General features: G+C 66.2%; 16 protein-coding genes. 10 read left to right on the top strand and 6 right to left on the bottom strand.

The genetic code is table 11. From position 1 onward, the window contains the following. Positions 1-94: 94 nt before the first annotated feature. From QN239_RS30380 to QN239_RS30390, 3 genes are all read left to right on the top strand, one after another. Positions 95-1,159 carry an LLM class flavin-dependent oxidoreductase gene (locus tag QN239_RS30380; RefSeq protein ID WP_499016178.1) on the top strand — a complete coding sequence of 355 codons (1,065 nt, stop codon included), beginning with the start codon at positions 95-97 and terminating at the stop codon, positions 1,157-1,159. A 30-nt stretch (positions 1,160-1,189) separates the two neighbouring features. Next, positions 1,190-1,963 (top strand): DUF1684 domain-containing protein, encoded by a 774-nt coding sequence (locus QN239_RS30385; protein WP_499016179.1) that lies wholly within the window; start codon positions 1,190-1,192, stop codon positions 1,961-1,963. Positions 1,964-2,062: 99 nt separating this feature from the next. Further along, positions 2,063-2,950, top strand: a complete 888-nt coding sequence (locus QN239_RS30390) for an LLM class flavin-dependent oxidoreductase (RefSeq protein WP_499016181.1) — start codon at positions 2,063-2,065, stop codon at positions 2,948-2,950. On the opposite strand, the gene QN239_RS30395 is transcribed toward QN239_RS30390, so the two are convergent. Beyond that, on the bottom strand, positions 2,844-3,440 hold the full coding sequence (locus QN239_RS30395) for an HD domain-containing protein (protein ID WP_499016183.1): 597 nt from the start codon (positions 3,438-3,440) through the stop codon (positions 2,844-2,846). The two genes, QN239_RS30390 and QN239_RS30395, sit on opposite strands and share 107 nt — an antisense overlap. A gap of 77 nt (positions 3,441-3,517) precedes the next feature. On the opposite strand from QN239_RS30395, the gene QN239_RS30400 reads away from it, so the two are divergent. The 4 genes from QN239_RS30400 to QN239_RS30415 all read left to right on the top strand — a co-directional run bounded on the left by QN239_RS30400 (position 3,518) and on the right by QN239_RS30415 (position 6,404). After that, complete coding sequence (locus QN239_RS30400; protein WP_499016185.1) at positions 3,518-4,033, top strand: nitroreductase family protein; 516 nt, start codon at positions 3,518-3,520, stop codon at positions 4,031-4,033. Continuing rightward, entirely contained in the window at positions 4,030-4,938 is a 909-nt protein-coding gene (locus QN239_RS30405; RefSeq protein WP_499016188.1) for an NAD(P)-dependent oxidoreductase, read from the top strand. The genes QN239_RS30400 and QN239_RS30405 overlap by 4 nt, the downstream gene beginning before the upstream one ends. Before the next feature lie 34 nt (positions 4,939-4,972). After that, a complete protein-coding gene (locus QN239_RS30410) occupies positions 4,973-5,416 on the top strand; it encodes a TIGR03618 family F420-dependent PPOX class oxidoreductase (protein WP_499016189.1) in 444 nt (147 codons plus the stop codon). A 247-nt stretch (positions 5,417-5,663) separates the two neighbouring features. Next, positions 5,664-6,404: an SDR family oxidoreductase gene (locus tag QN239_RS30415; protein ID WP_499016191.1), complete on the top strand. Its 741-nt coding sequence runs from the start codon at positions 5,664-5,666 to the stop codon at positions 6,402-6,404. Here QN239_RS30415 and QN239_RS30420 read toward each other — a convergent pair. The 4 genes from QN239_RS30420 to glgX all read right to left on the bottom strand — a co-directional run bounded on the left by QN239_RS30420 (position 6,401) and on the right by glgX (position 10,427). Beyond that, positions 6,401-6,796 (bottom strand): tautomerase family protein, encoded by a 396-nt coding sequence (locus QN239_RS30420; protein ID WP_499016192.1) that lies wholly within the window; start codon positions 6,794-6,796, stop codon positions 6,401-6,403. The genes QN239_RS30415 and QN239_RS30420 overlap by 4 nt on opposite strands. A 44-nt stretch (positions 6,797-6,840) precedes the next feature. Then, positions 6,841-7,872, bottom strand: a complete 1,032-nt coding sequence (locus QN239_RS30425) for a zinc-binding metallopeptidase family protein (protein ID WP_499016194.1) — start codon at positions 7,870-7,872, stop codon at positions 6,841-6,843. A 77-nt stretch (positions 7,873-7,949) separates the two neighbouring features. Beyond that, a complete protein-coding gene (mbp1, locus tag QN239_RS30430) occupies positions 7,950-8,180 on the bottom strand; it encodes a microaggregate-binding protein 1 (protein WP_090358965.1) in 231 nt (76 codons plus the stop codon). Positions 8,181-8,288: 108 nt separating this feature from the next. Continuing rightward, on the bottom strand, positions 8,289-10,427 hold the full coding sequence (gene glgX, locus QN239_RS30435) for a glycogen debranching protein GlgX (RefSeq protein WP_499016196.1): 2,139 nt from the start codon (positions 10,425-10,427) through the stop codon (positions 8,289-8,291). A gap of 380 nt (positions 10,428-10,807) precedes the next feature. On the opposite strand from glgX, the gene QN239_RS30440 reads away from it, so the two are divergent. Beyond that, entirely contained in the window at positions 10,808-11,233 is a 426-nt protein-coding gene (locus tag QN239_RS30440; protein ID WP_499016198.1) for an STAS domain-containing protein, read from the top strand. Here the strand turns inward: QN239_RS30440 and QN239_RS30445 are convergent. Next, positions 11,230-11,919 (bottom strand): PAS and ANTAR domain-containing protein, encoded by a 690-nt coding sequence (locus tag QN239_RS30445; RefSeq protein ID WP_499016200.1) that lies wholly within the window; start codon positions 11,917-11,919, stop codon positions 11,230-11,232. The two genes, QN239_RS30440 and QN239_RS30445, sit on opposite strands and share 4 nt — an antisense overlap. A gap of 425 nt (positions 11,920-12,344) precedes the next feature. Here QN239_RS30445 and QN239_RS30450 point away from each other — a divergent pair, with 425 nt between their 5' ends. Both QN239_RS30450 and QN239_RS30455 read left to right on the top strand, forming a co-directional pair. Continuing rightward, positions 12,345-13,049: a HemK2/MTQ2 family protein methyltransferase gene (locus tag QN239_RS30450; RefSeq protein WP_499016201.1), complete on the top strand. Its 705-nt coding sequence runs from the start codon at positions 12,345-12,347 to the stop codon at positions 13,047-13,049. 93 nt (positions 13,050-13,142) lie between these two features. Then, the gene (locus tag QN239_RS30455; RefSeq protein WP_090358311.1) at positions 13,143-13,526 is read left to right on the top strand and encodes an STAS domain-containing protein; all 384 of its coding nucleotides are present in this window, start codon (positions 13,143-13,145) and stop codon (positions 13,524-13,526) included. Positions 13,527-13,538: the final 12 nt, after the last annotated feature.

Consider the following 13,538-nt stretch of genomic DNA (forward strand, 5'->3'; position numbering starts at 1 on the left):
CCTGAAACGGTTCGGTGCATGGCGGCTCGGGAATGAATCACGAAGCCGCCGGGTTGGTCGGGATACTCCAGCCACGACCAACGGAGACAGCCCCGTGAAGTTTCTGCTGCTCACGCTGATCGCACACCAACCGGATGCGGTGACGGGCGAGAAGACCAGTCCGGCCGAGCGGTTGCGAGATGTCGTGGAGTCGGCCGCGCTGGCCGAGGAACTCGGGTACGACGGCTTCGCGGTCGGCGAGCGGCACGAAGACCCGTTCATCTCCTCCTCCCCACCGGTGGTGCTGAGCAATATCGCGGCCCGCACCTCGCATATCGGATTGTTCACGGCGGTCACCACGCTGAGTCTGCTCGACCCTGTAAGAGCATTCGAGGATTACTCGACGCTGGACAACCTCTCCGGCGGCCGACTGGAACTGATCATCGGCAAGGGAAACGGCGCCGCACAGGCCGAGTTGTTCCACGTCACCGCGGACGATCAATGGCAGCGTAACCGCGAGGGTTACGAACTGTTCCGCGCTCTTTGGGACAGCGATGAGGTCACCTGGTCCGGCCGGTTCCGTCCGGACCTCGTCGCAGCCAAGGCGCTGCCCCGGCCGCTTCAGCACCGGATCCGGGTGTGGCACGGCAGCGCGACGAGCAAGGAATCAGTCGACCTGGCCGCCCGACACGGCGACCCGGTCTTCTCGGCCAATGTCACCTACCCGATTGAGCCGTACGCAGAATTGATCCGGCACTATCGACACCAGTGGGAGCTCTACGGCCATCGTCGTGAGGATGCCTTGGTGGGTGCGGGCACCGCCGGGTTCCACGTCGCATCCAGCTCACAGCAGGCGGTGCGCGAGTTCGCACCGGCTTTCGGGGCCAGACTCGCCTTCGCCCGGCGCGCCGGACTGCCGGTGGTCTTCGAATCCATCGAGGATTTCGTTGAGCGCAGCTCTGCCCTGGTCGGCAGCCCACAACAGGTGATCGACAAGGTCAGCCGGTACCACGAACAACTCGGTCACGAGGTCATCCACCTCAGCGCCGACACTGACGGGATGTCGGCAGCACAGAAACGACACAGCCTCGAGCTGTTCCAATCCGAGGTCGCGCCCGTGCTGCGGACGCAGATTCCGAGCCGGCCGCTGTCCGCGACACGCAGACATGTTGCGCAGTAATCAGTTTCAACGAGATCAGGAGCACCCGACATGACCCTCTCCACCGATGTCACCGACACCTTCGAAGCGGCCTGGAGCCAGTGGCACAGTGACCGCGAGCGCTACTTCGGTGAGCCCCGGGGTTGGGTGAGCCTGACGGGCCTGCACTGGCTCACCGAGGAATTCGCCGCCGTGGCCGATCTGCCCGGCCGCTGGCGGGCCGACGAGGATGCGGTCTACGTCGAGGGAATCGACGGCACCGAGCGCCTGGAACCGGTCGAGGGCGCCCCCGGTCTGCTCGTCGAGGACGGCGCCCGGCGTATCGAGGTGATCCGCCGGACCGGTTCGGTGGCCCTGCGGGTGCACGACCCCGCATCGCCACACCTGGCCACCTACCGGGGCATCCCGGCGTATGCGCCCGATGCGCGGTGGCGCCTCGACGGGACCTTCACGCCCTACCCGCAGCACCGAACGGTCACCACGGGTGCCGTGGTGGAAGGCCTTGAGCACCAACATAATGCGGTCGGTGTCATCGACTTCGGATGGAATGGCGAACCGCAGCAACTGATCGCGTTCGCGGGCCCGGGCGGAGCGGGCGACAGTCTGCAGGTGCTCTTCACCGACGCCACCAGCGGGGTGACCACCTATGCCGGGGTCCGTTCCCTGGCGGTGTCCGCACCAGATGCCAGCGGCGCAGTGACCCTCGACTTCAACCGGGCGTCGAACCTGCCGTGCGCGTTCACCGACTACGCGACGTGCCCGGTGGCTCCCGCCGAGAACCGCCTTGCGTTCGCGGTCGAGGCCGGCGAGCAGAATCCGCGCTGACAGAATCAGCCTGACGGCAATCGTTTTCACCGCGTCAGGCAAATTCTAGCCTTGAGCGATGAGTTCGCGATTCGGCGTCTGGGCTCTGGTGTAGGGAACGTGGGGCGCCAAACAACACCCACTCGAGCCCGTCGACGCATCCTGGGCCCGCAATCGCGACCAGTCGTCGAGGCCGACCGCCTCGGTTTCGACGCCACCCCGGTGGCGCAGCACGAGGTCAATCCCTCCGGGGATCACTACGACCAACTCGAAGCCTGGACCGCCAGTGCGGCTTTGGCGGCGGTGACCGAGAAGATCGAGATCATCACGGCCATCAAACCGGCGCTCTATCACCCGGTGGTGCTCGCCAAGCAGGCCCTGCAGATCGAGGAGATCGGCGGCGGCCGATTCGGGGTCAAGGTCGTCAATGCCTGGTTCCGGCCCGAGATCGCCCGCGCAGGCTTACCCTTCCTGGAGCACGACGAGCGTTACTCCTACGGCCGGGAATGGCTCACCGTCGTCGACTCCCTGATCCGCGGCCGACGAACCACGTTCCACGGCAAATACTTCCACGTCGACGACTATCAACTCCGGCCGGCCCGGTTCGGTCTGGCGGCGTTCGTCATCGCCCGCGACACCGACCAGGAAGCCGCCGATGAGCTGGCGTACGCGTTCGAGTTGGCGGGCCGCGACACGGCCGAGACGCACTCTGTACTGTCCAACGCCGACCCCAAGGCCCAGATGTTCAAGACGTTTGCCGCGCACCCCCACGTCGGCACGAACGGCGGAACCGCCGCCGGGCTCGTCGGCAGCTATGACACCGTCGCCGAGCGCGTCATCCCACGGGTCCGGCGGCTGGAGCAGCGCGCTGCCTGCGGCGAGCGGAGCGACCGGGGTTGGGTCAACGATCTGCCCCAAGATGGCCCGAGCGTTCCAGCGCGTCACGGGGACGCAGGAAGCCCAGCGGTTGCAGTGTCCGCACGGCGCGCACAGCCCCCGCCGGGATGACCCGTGTGAAGAACACGCCGGCGTCGAAGGCGCCGCGGACTTCCCTGACATACGCACTGGGCAGGCCGAACTTGACGAGGCCCTGGCTGACGTCGATCAGGTCGGCCCGGCGCACCGCTTCGACCAGCTCGGCGTGCGGGCGCGGCGCGCGGTACCGCGAGAATCTGTGGTGCTCGGCCACGACGACCGCCAGCTCGTCCGACCACGCTTCGCGTCCGGCCCGGTGTAGCCAGGCGTCCTGGGCCAGGATCGACGGCACCAGGTAGTCGAGGGTGTCGAAGGCGGCGAGGTCGTGGAACGCTGCGGCGATCGCCAGCTTGTCGTCACGCTCCGGACCATCCTTTGACAGCGCGCGGGCGAAGTTGATGACGCGGTAGACGTGCGCCTTGTAGGCATCGAAGCCTTCATCATCACCGCCGGCGCGGTACCGGTGCGACTCCAGGATTTCCTCGGCCAGGGGGAGACTGAACAGGACCTCCGGGGTGGTCACAGGAAAATCCTAGGCCCGATACATGAAATACGCGGCGCCTCGGCGCAGTTTTGATTGTCGAGGAACGGAGTTCGAAATTGGAAACCTGGGATGCGATCAGGGCTCGGCGTAACGTGCGCAGCTATCGCCCCGATCCGGTGACGGACGATGATCTGGACCGGATCGCCGAAGCGGGTTGGCGCTCGCCGTCGGCGCGCAACCAGCAGCACTGGGATTTCGTCATCGTGACCGACCGGGACAAATTGCGGGAACTCTCGACGGTGTGGCGCGGCGCCGGGCATATCGCATCGGCCCCGGCCGCGATCGCCTTGGTGGTGCCGGAGCCGCCGGACGAGCGCACCAAACTCATCGATCAGTACGACCTCGGCCAGGCAACCTTGGCGATGGCCATCGCCGCCACCGATCTCGGTATCGGCACCGGCCACTCGGCGGTGGGCGATCAGGTCAAGGCTCGCGAGATCCTGGGCGTGCCCGAAGGTCATCTGGTGTCCTATCTGCTCGGGATCGGCTACCCGGCCGACCGCCCGTTCCGGCCCATCGTGAAGCCCGATCGCCGGCCCTTCGGCGAGGTAGTGCACAAGGGGCACTGGTGAGCACGTGCAAGGTCCTGGTCCCGGACGAGATCGGCGTCAAGGTACTCGGCGAATCACCGCATCTTGAGACCGTCCGTTATGAGCCCGGCGCTCCGTGGCCGGACGCGGGACTGGATGCCGCGGTGGTCGTCGTCGGATACGAGAATGCCCCGGCGGTCGGGGCCCGATTCGCCGAGCTGCCCAACCTTCGCCTGGTGCAGACGCTGAACGCCGGTTATGAACAGTGGATACCGCTGCTGCCCGACGGTGTCATGTTGTCCAATGGGCGAGGGGCGCACGGGGGTTCATCGGCCGAATGGGTGGTGGCCGCGCTGCTGGCCATTTTCCGGGATCTGCGCGAGTTCGGCGATCGACAGGACGCCGGGCTCTGGCGACCTCAGGTCACCGAGACGCTGATCGGTAAACGGGTCGTCATCCTGGGCGCAGGCGATCTGGCGACCAATCTCGCGTCGCGCTTGGCGCCGTTCGAGGCCGAGGTCACCATGGTCGGCCGTCGACCGCGCCCCGGGGTCCGCATCCTGGACGACCTCGACGATCTGCTCCCGGACGCCGATGTCGTGGTGGCCATGCTGCCCGCCGACAGGTCGACCTACCGGCTGGTCGACGCAGAATTCCTCGGCAAACTGCGAGACGGCGCAGTGGTGGTGAACGCGGGCCGCGGCGGGGCGGTGCACACCGACGCGCTGCTGGCCGAACTCAACGCGGGGCGGTTGCGCGCCGCACTGGACGTCACCGATCCCGAACCGTTGCCCGCGGGGCATCCCCTGTGGAAGGCGCCGGGCCTGCTGCTGACACCGCATGTGGCGGGCAGTACCGAGGGTGCGTGGGAACGCGCCTGGGCCGTCGCTCGCACTCAGATCGACATCTACGCCGAGGGCGGCGCCCCGGCCAATGTGGTGACATGACGAAACACCTCGGCGATGCCGAAAGGAGTGGGCCATGCCGACTTTGACGGAGGCGGCAGCGCTGGCGTCCGCGGATCAAGGCCTCGCGGTGGTGTCCACCCTGCGCGCCGACGCCACGATTCAGTCCTCGCTGATCAACGCGGGAGTGCTCCCCCATCCGGCCACCGGGGCTCCGGTGTTGGCGTTCGTCACCTACGGCCCGGTGAAGCTGGCCAATCTGCGCGAGCGGCCCCAGATCGCGGTGACGTTCCGGTCCGGTTGGCAGTGGGCCACCGTCGAGGGCCGCGCCGAGCTGGCCGGGCCGGCCGATCCGCAACCGTGGCTGACGGACCCCGACCGGTTACGCGTGCTGCTGCGCGACATCTTCGCCGCGGCCGGCGGCACCCACGACGACTGGGACACCTACGACCAGGTGATGCGGGAGCAGGGCCGCACCGCGGTGCTCATCGATCCGGTCCGGGTCTACAGCAACGGCTGAGCGCTCCTACGTGTAGGCGACCCGCACGCGGTGGATGTGACCTTCGAACGGGAACGGCGCCCGTTCGCGGTAATCGAGCGATACCGGCGATGCCTCATCGGTTCCGGACCACGGCAAAAGCGACCGTTACTCCACCTTACCGTTACCTTAGGTATCTCTTACTTTTCTTAATTTTGATGTACGGTGAAGCTTCGCAGGTGCCAGCACGGGTGAGCATTCTCCCCCGTGATCAGCGGAAGGAACCGAAATGCACGACAGCCGGATCGCATTGGTCACCGGAGCGTCCCGCGGCATCGGCGCCGAAGTCGCCCGCCAGCTGGCCGAGCCGGACACCCACGTCATCGTCAACTACCGCGAGAAGGTCAAACGGGCGCAGACCGTCGCCGACGATATCCGTGCCCTCGGCGGCCGGGCCTCGACAGTGGGGGCCGATATCTCCGACGAGACGGCCGTGGCCGCCATGATCACCGAGATCGGCGAACGTTTCGGCCGGCTCGACATGCTGGTGCTCAACGCCTCGGGCGGCCTGGAGCAGGGCGCGAACTCCGGTTACGCCATGCGGCTGAATCGCGATGCACAGCGGCGGCTGGTCGAGCTGGCGCTCCCACTCATGCCGACCGGTGCCCGCATCGTCTTCGTCACCAGCCATCAGGCCCACTTCTACCCGCACAAGGCCGTTCCCAAGGGTTACGCCCCCATCGCCTTGAGCAAGCGCGCCGGGGAGACCGCCCTGCACGGGATGAAACACGAATTCGACCGGCGCGGAATCCATTTCACCGTGGTTTCCGGTGACATGATCGACGGGACCATCATCATCCGGCTGTTGCAGCGTCGCGACCCCGATGCCGTCGACGCCCGCCGCGCCTTCGCCCCGCTGCCGACCGTCGAGGAGTTCGCCTCCGCCATCGCCGGTGCGGCACGCTCGCCGTACCACCCCGGCATCGTCTACGTCGGCGGCTCCGACTACCTGGTCGACCGGTCGGCTTAGACGGTCACCTCGAACCCGAGGTCGACATCGCAGGCCGCCTGACCGCCGCGGATCCCCCAGTTCTGCAGGGCACTCTCGCGCAGCACGATCGTCACGTGGTCGGCCGGGATACCCAGGCCGCCCAGTCGACTGACGATCTCGCCGAACAACTCCCGTTTGGCCTGTACCGATCTCCCGGCGAAACAGTCGATCGAGACCAGGGTGTAGCGCTGCGGGTCCGCCAGCCCCGGCGAGTGGGCGAATCTGTGCGGTGCATGCACCACCAGCCGTACATGTTTGTCCGCCAACGGAATCCGGAATGCCGCCACCAGGGCATCGTGGACGGCGTCGATGATGGCGATCTCCTCCGCCACGCTGTACTGCTTGCGGACTTCGACCAGTGAGCTGGGCACGACGGAATCCTGGCATATCGAGCGGCCCGACTTCCAGCGATTTGTCACACGGCGGCGGTGCTCGCGTCGATGACGGTGTGGATGAACTGCATCTTGTCCAGCACCGTAGGCGTGAGCACGAACGGGTACAGGTCGTCCTTGCCCATCGACCGGTTGACCATGTTGAGTCCCCAGGACAACGGCAGCCACATATCGGTGATGGTGCCGAACCCGCTGGGCCCCAGCACGCGCCGTTCATAGGTAGCCCCGGCCGGAGCGAAACCGAACGCCGCGGCCGTATCCAGCGTGTCCCGGACGTGCAGGTAGTGGGCAAACGTCTCGGCCCAGTCCTCGGCAGGATGCATGGTGGCATACGACGACACGAAGTCCTGCTGCCAGTCCGTGGGCGGACCGTCGTTGTAGTGGTGATCCAGAGCCTGCTGGTAGTCCTCATCCGGGTCGCCGAAGAGCTGCTCGAACTGCTGCGCATACTCCTGGACGGGTGCGATCAGCCGGTAGAAGTAATAGTGCCCCACCTCGTGCCGGAAATGGCCGAGCAGTGTGCGGTAGGGCTCCTCCATCGCGATGCGCAACTGTTCGCGGTGCACGTCGTCGCCCTCGGCGAGATCGAGGGTGATCACCCCGTTCTCATGGCCGGTGAACACCTTCTCCTGCTCGCTGGACAGCAGGTCGAACGCCAGCCCGTACTCCGGATCGGCATCGCGGCCGACTATCGGCAACCCCAGCTCGCGTAGCTCGACGATCATCCGGCGCTTGGCCTTCTCGGCCAGCGCGAACGCGGCCAGGGCCTTGGTGTCGGCGTCGTTGGGGCGGGTCCGGGTCAACGCGCACGACTGGCACAACTTACGCACCGGGGCAACCGGAACCAGCCAATTGCATTCGGCGAGATGAAGATTGGCGCAAAGCTGATACTCGGTGTCGGCGACCGAACCAGCCTGCTCGGCCAGTTCATCCTCCGCGATCACCAGGAATGCCATCTGATCCAGCGCGAAACCCAGCCTGCTGTCACAGCTCAGGCAGACCGAGTTCTCGAACGACAGCCGCTGCCCGCAATTCGGACAGGTGAAATCCCGCATCGGTCATCCTTTTTGGTCGATGCAGCAGCCGAGCGGCAAGAGCCGCGGTGGCTCTTGCCGCTCGGACGGGGCTGCGATTATTCGGCGGCTTTCTGGCGCGCCTCGGCGGCGCTTTCGGCTGCGCGGGCAGCTTCGGCTTCGGCTTCCTTCTTGGCCACATCGCGCGCGGCGTCCGCCTTGTCCTGCTGGGCCTGGCCCTCTTCGCGGAGGTCGTCGCGGTCGGTGACGATGCCGATGACTTCCTTGGCCTTGCCCTTGACGTCCTCGACGATGCCCTTCACGGCCTCTTCGGGTCCACTGTCGCCCATGGTGATTCCTTTCGACGGGAAAATTCGTACCCGGTCAGTACCCCACCGGGGCTTCCCCTCAAACCTGCAGTGATATGCCCCGTCGCCGGTCAGATGGGGTGACGGCGGTCACGATGCGGACGGCACGGCCCGCAGCACGAGCGTGGAACGGGCATCCACGATCAGGGGCTGCCCGGCGTCGATCGCCTTGGCGCCGTCCACCTGAACCGAATCCGCGGTGTAGAGCACCGGCTGCCAGCGGGCGGCGAATACCGCCGGGGGAACCAGATACTCGATGGGCTCGTGATGCGCGTTGAAGCACAACAGGAACGAGTCGTCGGTGATGCGTTGGCCGCGCGGGTCCCGATCCGGGATCCCGTTGCCGTTGATGAAGACCGCGACAGACTTGCCGAAACCGCTCTCCCAGTCGTCATCACCCATCTCGTACCCATCGGGTCGGAACCAGGAGATGTCGGGCACTCCGGCGCTGGCGCGCTGCCGGACGGGCCGCCCGTTGAAGAACCGGCGCCGGCGGAACACCGGATGCTCGGTGCGCAGCGCGGCCACCTGCCGGGTGAACACGATCAACTCCTCGTCGGCGTTCGCCCAGTCGATCCAGGACAACTCGTTGTCCTGGCAGTAGACGTTGTTGTTGCCCTGCTGGGTGCGGCCCAGTTCGTCACCGTGACAGATCATGGGTACCCCTTGGGACAGCAGCAATGTCGCCAAAAGATTGCGCTGCTGGCGACCGCGCAGTTCGTTGATCGCGATATCGTCGGTCGGGCCTTCGACACCACAGTTCCACGACCGGTTGTGGCTCTCGCCGTCGTTGTTGTCCTCGCCGTTGGCCTCGTTGTGCTTCTCGTTGTAGGACACCAGGTCTCGCAGCGTGAATCCGTCGTGCGCGACGACGAAATTGATGGAGGCGACCGGTCGCCTGCCGGTGTGCTCGTACAGATCCGCGGACCCGGTCAGCCGGGAGGCGAACTCGTCGAGGGTGGACGGCTCGCCGCGCCAGAAGTCGCGGACCGTATCGCGGTACTTCCCATTCCATTCGGTCCACTGCGGTGGGAAGTTGCCCACCTGATAGCCGCCCGGCCCGACGTCCCACGGCTCCGCGATGAGCTTGACCTGGCTCACCGTCGGATCCTGCTGCACCAGTTCGAAGAACGTGGCGAGCCGGTCGACGTCGTAGAACTCCCGGGCAAGCGTGGAAGCCAGATCGAATCGGAAGCCGTCCACCCGCATCTCGGTGACCCAGTACCGCAGCGAATCCATGATCAATTGCAGCGAGTGCGGATGGCGGACATTGAAACTGTTTCCGGTCCCGGTGTAGTCCATGTAGTACCGGTTGTCGTCGTCGACGATCTGGTAGTAGGCGGCGTTGTCGATACCACGGAAGCTGAGCGTGGGCCCCAGATGGTTGCCCTCGGCGGTGTGGTTGTAGACGACATCAAGGATGACCTCGATATCGGCTTCGTGCAGGGCCCGGACCATGGCCTTGAACTCCTGCACCTGGCCACCGGGATTCGGGTTCGCGCTGTATTTCGCGTCCGGGGCGAAGAACCCGATGGTGTTGTACCCCCAGTAGTTCGACAGCCCCTTGTCGATTAACGTCGAGTCATTCGCGAAGTGGTGCACCGGCATCAGTTCGACGGCGGTCACACCGATCGACTTCAGGTGGTCGATGATGGCGGGGTGCGCGACGCCGGCGTAGGTACCTCGCATTTGCGCCGGCACGTCGGGATGGGTCTGGGTCAAGCCCTTGACGTGCGCTTCGTAGATGACGGAGTCGGCATACTCGTGCTTCGGTGAACGGTCCGAACCCCAGTCGAAGAAGGGGTTGATCACCACGGACTTCGGCATGCTGGCCGCGGAGTCATCGTCGTTGCGACTGTCGGGATCGCCGAAGTTGTAGCCGAACAATGACTGGTCCCAATGGAATTGGCCGTCGATCGCCTTGGCGTACGGGTCGAGCAACAGCTTGTTGGGATTGCAGCGCTGACCATTGGCCGGGTCGTACGGCCCGTGGATGCGGTAACCGTAGCGCTGGCCGGGCTCGACATTGGGAATCATGCCGTGCCAGACGAAGGCATCGACCTCGGGCAACACCACCCGTGTCTCGGTGCCGTCGGCACCGAACAGACACAACTCGACCCGCTCGGCGACCTCGGAGAAGATCGAGAAGTTGGTGCCGTAGCCGTCATAGGTGGCGCCCAATGGATACGCTTTGCCCGGCCAGATTTCTACAGCATCGGTGTGCGTCATCACCCGTGCATACCCCAGCACGGTAAACAAGAAACGCGCAGCGCCCAGATGTAACCCGGCCGACACGTACGGTGCGGCCTGGGTCACAATCTGCTGCCGGACAACACCATTGGTCACCCGTGCATCGCCATCCCTGAACTACCCGCAGCCTGCGGAAGACAAACCGGCCGGGCATGATGAGAATCCGTCACAGGCGATTGTGCGCGCACGCGCCCCTGGCGTAGGGTTGGTGCAGGTTGAGTTCACAGCCGGCTGCGGAACGTCGAAGATGACGGCGCGGAGGCTGCCAACATCCCTGCCCCACGGTTTCTGGTCCGCCAGCGCCGGCGCCCCAGATAGCTCCGCAGGTCGAACACGCTATTCCGACTGATGGAGTCACCATGAGAACCGCATCCACCGCCCGGCAGCTCCCCGTCCCAGGGGGCAGTCTCGCCACCTTCTCCACGTGCTGGCTGCAGACGTCGACCCCGGCAGTGACTGTGCACGGCGAGCTCGATGCGGCCAACTGCCCCGAGTTCATCCGCTACGCATCGGCCCTGCTGCCCCGCTGCGCTCACCTGATCCTGGATCTGAGCGCTGTTCGGTTCTTCGGCACCGCCGGGTTCTCCGCCGTGCACACCATCGGCGCCCACGCCGATGCACAGGGTGTGAGCTGGGCCATGATCCCGAGCCGGGAGGTCACCCGGCTACTGCGGATCTGCGACCCGGACCCGGTCCTACCGGTCCACGGAAACATGACGGCCGCGCTGGACTGCGTGCAGCGCGGCGCAGCGGGCTTTCCACGCCTGGTCAGTGCCGGGGACTAAGACCTCCGGCCGGCACCATGCGCCCGGATGCGCTGATGCGCCGTCATCAAGAGGTGGTCGAACACCTCTCTCGGTGGCAGCCGTTCACCGCCACCGATGGTCACGAAGTCGGCCATCAGTTGCTCGGCGAGCACGCGCAGCTTCACATTCGTCTCCTGTGAGCGCCACCTGAGCACGTCGAACGCCACCTCGGGCTCGATCCGGTAGATCACCCGCAGAATGCCCTTCACCTGCTCGATCACGGCCCGGTTGTCGGCGATCTCGGCCACCGCGTCGCTGATCAGGGCGTCGCGGGTGGGGGTGACATCGATGTAGTAGCCGTGTGTGCCGACCACCTCCCCGGTGTCGTCCCGCAGCTGTTCACCGATGACCACGACCTCACGGATGGTGTCCTGCACGGTGATGATCCGGTGCCGAGCGCTGAACGGCTTGTGCGTGCGCCGGATGTCGTGCAGCGTCGCGGCCACGTCGTCGTAGTCGTCGGGGTGCTTGTGGTGCAGAACCAACTCGGTGGTCGGGCTGGCCGTTCCCGGCTCATAACCGTGGATGCCCTCCACCTCTGCGGACCATTCCCACCGCTCATCGGCGAAGTGGAAGCGATACCAGCCCACGCGTTGCGGGATACCGCCGGCCAGCGCCTGTTCGACCGGCGAGGCGTCGGATCCGCCGTCTTGTCCCTCCACCACGAGAGGAATTTAGCCGATGCCACCGCGCGTACCGGAAACAGCGGGGCGACCACGTTTGGACGGGGTCACGTGTGGGGTACAGGGTCGGCGACCCGCGCCATGACAGCGCCGGCCCGCCAGACGGAGGAGACGCCCGTGATCCCGTACATCTGCCCCACCTGCGGCCAGTTCGACATCGACTCGGCCGACTGCGTTTCATGTGCGCAGCCCGCCGCGACGGAGGGCTGCGCCGCCGCCGTGGTCTGAGCACGGAACCCGCCCGAACCGCCTCGTCCCTGTCGGCGGGCCACATTCCGTTGGCCTGCAAAGCCATTCGCGGTGCCGCGTCGCATGACGCCGAGCCAGCGGGTTTAGCCGGGCCGGTAACTGGGAATTATCAGCCGTCTGCTCGCGCCGACCTGAATGCTCGTCCTGGGAAGGATCCGATGACCGTCATCGCCGATGGCCCCGCCACACCCGCCGCCAGCGCGCGCTCCCTCGATGTCGGTCCCGACGTCTACCAGCCGCAGGAGGACTCCTATCTGCTCATCGAAGCGATGGCGGCCGTCGCTCCTGCGGAGGGCATGACCGTGGCCGACCTGTGCACGGGCTCCGGGGTGATTGCGCTCGCCGCGGCGAGCGCGGGCGCGTACTCGGTCAGCGCGTTCGACCGTTCACCCGCTGCCGTCGAATGCGCCCGGCTCAACGCACTCGAAGCAGGTGTCGACATCGATGTCTTCGAGGGTGCATGGACGCATGCGATCTCGACCGGTCCCTACGACCTCGTCGTGTGCAACCCGCCGTATGTGCCCGAGCCACCGCAGACCTATCCGGTCGCCACGCCCGGGCCGGCATTGGCGGTCAACGCCGGCCGTGACGGCAGACAGGTGCTGGACCCGCTGTGCGCCGCGGCACCGGCGTTACTCCGCCGGCACGGCACACTGCTCATCGTGCAGTCGGAACTGGCCGATATCTCACGCACCGTCAACACCCTCACGGCCAACGGGCTACGCAGTTCGGTGGTCGCCCAGAAGCGTGTGCCGTTCGGACCGGTGCTGCTCAGCCGGGCCGCGTGGCTCGAAGAGACCGGCCTGCTGTCGGTGGGCAAACGCGTCGAGACGCTCGCCGTGATCGCTGCGGTCAAACCGTGATCAGCCGCGCTCTGGGCGTTCGGCCGTGTCCGCTGCGCTCGTCGCTAGAATTTGTCGACTACCGGCGTACGCACGAACACCTCGGAGGTGGCGATGACTAGCCAGCCAGACCCGTCAGCAGGCAATGCCGCGGCGGCCAGCTGCACGGTCGAGGAGAAGCGGATAGGTGACGTGAGTGTGGTCGCGGTGACCGGGACCCTCGACATGCTCACCGCACCGCAACTGGAAGCGGCAATCGCCGCTGCGGCGGCGGCATCGCCTCAGGCGGTGGTGGTGGATCTGGGCGCAGTGGATTTCCTGGCGTCGGCCGGCATGGGCCTACTGGTGGCCGCGCACGGCGACCTGACACCGGCCGTAGGCTTCGCCGTGGTTGCGGACGGACCCGCGACGAGCAGACCTCTCAAACTGGTCGGGATCGCCGACGTCGTCGATGTGTTCGCCACACTTGACGAAGCTCTCAGCGCGCTGACGACATAAAACGGACGACGA

This window comes from Mycolicibacterium sp. Y3 (genome assembly GCF_051188035.1).
GTDB lineage: Bacteria > Actinomycetota > Actinomycetes > Mycobacteriales > Mycobacteriaceae > Mycobacterium > Mycobacterium fluoranthenivorans.

Bases quoted from the DNA above. Each gene is read 5' to 3' on its own strand.
- QN239_RS30385 (WP_499016179.1), top strand. From the start codon at position 1,190: ATGACCCTCTCCACCGATGTCACCGACACCTTCGAAGCGGCCTGGAGC.
- QN239_RS30410 (WP_499016189.1), top strand. From the start codon at position 4,973: ATGCCGACTTTGACGGAGGCGGCAGCGCTGGCGTCCGCGGATCAAGGC.
- QN239_RS30415 (WP_499016191.1), top strand. From the start codon at position 5,664: ATGCACGACAGCCGGATCGCATTGGTCACCGGAGCGTCCCGCGGCATC.
- QN239_RS30425 (WP_499016194.1), bottom strand. From the start codon at position 7,872: ATGCGGGATTTCACCTGTCCGAATTGCGGGCAGCGGCTGTCGTTCGAG.
- mbp1 (WP_090358965.1), bottom strand. From the start codon at position 8,180: ATGGGCGACAGTGGACCCGAAGAGGCCGTGAAGGGCATCGTCGAGGAC.
- glgX (WP_499016196.1), bottom strand. From the start codon at position 10,427: ATGACGCACACCGATGCTGTAGAAATCTGGCCGGGCAAAGCGTATCCA.
- QN239_RS30440 (WP_499016198.1), top strand. From the start codon at position 10,808: ATGAGAACCGCATCCACCGCCCGGCAGCTCCCCGTCCCAGGGGGCAGT.
- QN239_RS30450 (WP_499016201.1), top strand. From the start codon at position 12,345: ATGACCGTCATCGCCGATGGCCCCGCCACACCCGCCGCCAGCGCGCGC.
- QN239_RS30455 (WP_090358311.1), top strand. From the start codon at position 13,143: ATGACTAGCCAGCCAGACCCGTCAGCAGGCAATGCCGCGGCGGCCAGC.